Origin of the sequence: Oleiagrimonas sp., assembly GCF_027858935.1 — a bacterium.
Lineage (GTDB): Bacteria > Pseudomonadota > Gammaproteobacteria > Xanthomonadales > Rhodanobacteraceae > Oleiagrimonas.
This window is the reverse complement of sequence record NZ_JAQIBU010000291.1, coordinates 1-4,058: the sequence shown is the minus strand read 5'-3', so window position 1 is coordinate 4,058 and position 4,058 is coordinate 1. Positions and strand designations below refer to the sequence as shown.

At 62.4% G+C, this 4,058-nt stretch carries 5 protein-coding genes; 2 read left to right on the top strand and 3 right to left on the bottom strand.

Annotation, left to right across the window (positions count from 1 at the left end; all coding sequences use genetic code 11):
* Positions 1–584 (bottom strand): M14 family metallocarboxypeptidase (locus PF446_RS10720; protein WP_298071414.1); only part of this gene is annotated, 584 nt, incomplete at its 3' end.
* 146 nt (positions 585–730) lie between these two features.
* Between PF446_RS10720 and PF446_RS10715 the strand changes: the two genes are divergently transcribed.
* Positions 731–949 (top strand): hypothetical protein, encoded by a 219-nt coding sequence (locus tag PF446_RS10715; RefSeq protein WP_298071413.1) that lies wholly within the window; start codon positions 731–733, stop codon positions 947–949.
* 80 nt (positions 950–1,029) lie between these two features.
* On the opposite strand, the gene PF446_RS10710 is transcribed toward PF446_RS10715, so the two are convergent.
* Both PF446_RS10710 and PF446_RS10705 read right to left on the bottom strand, forming a co-directional pair.
* A complete protein-coding gene (locus tag PF446_RS10710) occupies positions 1,030–1,983 on the bottom strand; it encodes a glycoside hydrolase family 16 protein (RefSeq protein WP_298071412.1) in 954 nt (317 codons plus the stop codon).
* Between the two features lie 174 nt (positions 1,984–2,157).
* Positions 2,158–3,141 (bottom strand): NAD(P)H-quinone oxidoreductase, encoded by a 984-nt coding sequence (locus tag PF446_RS10705; protein WP_298071411.1) that lies wholly within the window; start codon positions 3,139–3,141, stop codon positions 2,158–2,160.
* A gap of 497 nt (positions 3,142–3,638) precedes the next feature.
* Between PF446_RS10705 and PF446_RS10700 the strand changes: the two genes are divergently transcribed.
* On the top strand, positions 3,639–3,992 hold the full coding sequence (locus tag PF446_RS10700; RefSeq protein ID WP_298071410.1) for a cytochrome c: 354 nt from the start codon (positions 3,639–3,641) through the stop codon (positions 3,990–3,992).
* Positions 3,993–4,058: the final 66 nt, after the last annotated feature.

Genomic DNA, 4,058 nt, shown 5'->3' with positions numbered 1-4,058 from the left:
TATGCGATACCATCGCGTGCGGCAAGCGCCGGACGGAACTCGGATTCGTCGCTGTCGGTGGTCTCGTGCAGGTCGATATGCACCAGGATGCGTTCTCGAAGCGGCGCGACCAGATCCAGAAGGGCGGCCGACTCGGGGGCCGGACTGTCGGCACGAAACGAACGATTGGGATCCAGTGCATCCGGATTCCAGCGGTGGATACGTTCATACCCCCACGGGCTCACGCAAGGCACAATCAGCAGGTTGATCCGGCCCGCGTACTCAGCAGCACGTTCCTCGGCAAACTGCAGGGCGCCACGCACACCGCTGGTTTCATACCCATGCACCCCGCCGGTCACCAGCACACAGGGCAGCGCGTCATTCCAGTTGCGGCTGGCGATGGCAAATAGCGGGTAGCTGTCGGGGGCATAGTCCAGATGACCGTACTCGGTCACCTCGAAGCGCGAATGCAGTGGCTCGATGAGCTGCATGACGTCATCCTGGTAACTGCGCTTGCGCGTCTGTCCAGATCGCCACTCGGCGATTTCCGTCTTGCCCCACGGGCGTCCGGCTGTACCGATCGGGTATGAATCATGCGCTGTCATCAGGTCGCTCGCCTCGTCGGGCCTTGGTGGAAAAAGGCACTGTACCATCGGCCGGATGGGCGATGGCCGGGACCAGGAAGTGTGGTCCGACAAAGGAGGCCGGCCAGGTGCAGGGATAATCCCCCCATTTTTAGCTGACGCCAAAAGTGGAGCTAGACGACGAGCGCCAATTTCTGCACTGGTGTAATGCCATCGAGTGCCATGTTCGGGCGCTCGTGGAAAGCGTGATCCGCTCCCGCGGCAAGGTGCCGGAGGTGCTCAAGGCAGCACAGACCGTCGGCATGCGGCGGCTGCGCCAGGATGTCATCGACAAAGTGCTCGGCGGAGTGATCGATCTGGCCAGCGTCCGGGCAGTATCGTCCTGAGTCACCGCAGACGAAGGTTTCGCCTCACCACCCGCGCCTTGTACAACAGCCCGCTCGCCTGGACCCCCTCGCTTGCAGGTTCACGGCGTCGTATGCACCGCCTCTCCCTTGGCACGTGTCCACACAGCCACGTAATCCACCAGCATCGGATGTCCCGGCTGAGTCGCCGAAGTCGGCGTCGGAACCGGTGCATTCAGCCGGTCCGGGAACAGTCCTCCGATGGCCACGTCGAGGATCAGGTACATGCCTTTTCTAGTACTCATGCGGTTCCACGTGGCGGCAGGTAGCTGGTCCTGGCGCAGCGTGTGGTAGAGCTTGCCGTCGACATACCAGCGCAGCACCTGTGGGCTGACGCTACGATCCCATTCCACTGTATAGGTATGGAAGGCGGCCTGGCAGCTCGCCCCGGGACACGGCACATCCGCCGACAGTCCGTGTTTTTCATGGCACGGCCCGCCCGGCGAAACGCCGCAATGCAGGGTGCCCCAGACGCGATTCAGTCCATTGACGTTCTCCATCACGTCGATTTCGCCGCTTGCCGGCCAGTCCCTGGCGGTACGAAAACTCTTGCCAAGCGCCCAGAAGGCCGGCCAGTAGCCGAGCGCGGCAGGACCATGCACGTCGGGCATGCGGATGCGCGCCTCGATCCTGAGCATTCCGCCTGCCGGCGCATGAAAATCATCGCGCCGGGTTTCGATGCGTGCCGAGGTCCATTGCCCGTTTGCGTCTCGACGCGGCGTGATGCGCAGGTGGCCCTTGCCGTCCAGACTGACGTTTTCGGGTCGGGCTGTGTTGGCCTCGACTTCGTAGGTGCCCCAGTTGGGGCCACCCCCGGGGTTTCCGTGACCGAGGTCGAAGCGCCAGCGTGACGATGCCGGCAGCTGACCGGCCGGTCCATTGAAATCTTCCGCGAAACGTTGGGTCCACCCCTGCGGTTGCGGCACGGCTGCGCTTGCCGAAACCGATATCGCCGCGAGCATCAGCGCGGCGCACCAGATGAACCATTTCCCACCCTGCACGCCACGATGTTGCATGCGGTTTGCGGTTCCAGTAGTGCAGCCCATGATTCCCCCCTTGCAGATGACAAACGTGCCTATATCCTGCCCGTTCCGACAACCGACGCACAAGCTCAAGATCCGGCCAGAGGCAGACCACCGGGTCCTGCGTCGATGCTTGTTGCATGGGGCGACGAGACGCGCCAGGCAGCTCTAGAGGGTCAGCACGATCTTGCCGATATGCCCACCCGCCTCCAGTGCGGCATGCGCGGACGCCGCTTCGGCCAGGGGATAGGTCCGGAAGATCTCCGGCGTGACCTTGCCGGCCTCGATCCATGGCCAGGCATGCTCCCGCAGCTGCGCCGCGATCCGGCCTTTCTCCTCGGCAGTCCGGGCGCGCAACGTCTGGGCCATCAGCGTAAGGCGCTTGCGCATCACCGGGCGGAAATCCACCTTCACCTCGATACCGGCGACAAAGTTCAGGTTGACCAGACGTCCTTCCACGGCCAACGACTCGATGTTGCGGGCCACATAGTCGCCACCGATGATGTCCTGGATCACATCCACCCCGCGGCCATCGGTCTGCTGTTTCACGACCTCCACGAAATCCTCTTCACGGTAATCGATGAACCGGGTCGCGCCGAACCGGCGGCAGGCCTCGGCCTGGCCATCGCGTTGATGGCCGGTGGTGAATATCGGGCTGCATCCGCAGGCTCGGGCCAGCTGCAATGCCATGCTGCCGATGCCGCCGCAGCCGCCGTGGATCAGCACCGACTCGCCCGGCTGCAGTCGTGCCCGCATGAAAAGCGCGTCCCACACGGTGAACGCCGTCTCAGGAAGGGCTGCGGCGTGCAGCACATCAAGTCCGCGCGGTATCGGCAAAACCGTGGAAGCAGGGGCCACGGCATATTCGGCATAGCCGCCTCCGGCCAGCAACGCGCATACCGGGTCGCCCTTGCTGAATCCGGAAACGCCTTCGCCACATGCAGCGACCTCGCCAGCCACTTCCAGTCCGGGGATGTCCGTCACGCCTTCCGGGGGCGGATAGCCGCCCTTGCGCTGAAAGATATCGGGCATGTTGATGCCGGCCGAAGCCACGCGGATCAGGATCTCCCCCGCACCCGGACGAGGCTGGGGGCGATCGGTCAGCGCAAGGACTTCAGGATTTCCGGGAGCCGTGATTTCAATTGCACGCATGTATTTCTCCATGCATTCAGGTGAGTGATGTCACCAAGTTATCACCCCGCCGGCATGGGCCGATGCCCGTGGCCAATCCGCAGCGCGTGCGACAGTGCATCAGGACACACTGAAGCACGCGCGTCAGGGGACCGCAATCGCGGCAGGCCAACGATAGTCATGCGCGTGGCAACGAAGGGGTCGAGGGCACCGCAACCTTGCACGCCGCGCTTTATGCATGGCCGGGCTCACTGTGCGCTGGCATCAGATTATCCAGTGTTGAAAGTGGCCGGATGGAAGTCTTGCCGATCCATCAACCGCTGATCGAATGATCCATGCCCTGCATCAACCCCCGGTCTGAAAGGTACGCATGTTCACAACCATCATGGCCCGAAACTGTACTGCCCCTCATGCAAGCTTCATCCCGGCGTATGATGGAGTGCACGAGTCCTGTGGCGTGTGTTGCAGGATCATCACATTCCAGAGGGGAATGAGTAATGAAATCAGCAACGATCTCGATGGTGGGCATGCTGGTTCTGGCCGCCAGCCTCATGATGATCTCCGGACCGTCGCAGGCCACTGACTTTCCGACGGGCAATGCCAATGCCGGTCAGTCCAAGGTGTCTGCGGTATGCGCGATGTGTCATGGCCCCGATGGAAATTCGACCAGTCCGCAATACCCAAAGCTGGCGGGGCAACACGCGAACTACCTGGAATACCAGCTGGAGTCTTTCCAGTCGGGTCAGCGATCCAGCTCGATCATGTCCGGCATGGCCGCCATGCTTTCCAAGCAGGATATTGCCAATGTGGCGGCTTATCTTTGGTTCTTCGCGGGTTTCCGTGGAGCTTCTTCCCTTGCGTCGATACCTTAGACCTCTCAAGAGGGGTATAAGGGGTGTTCCATGCTGGATCGGAAGACGATTGAGGCGCTGGGTGGC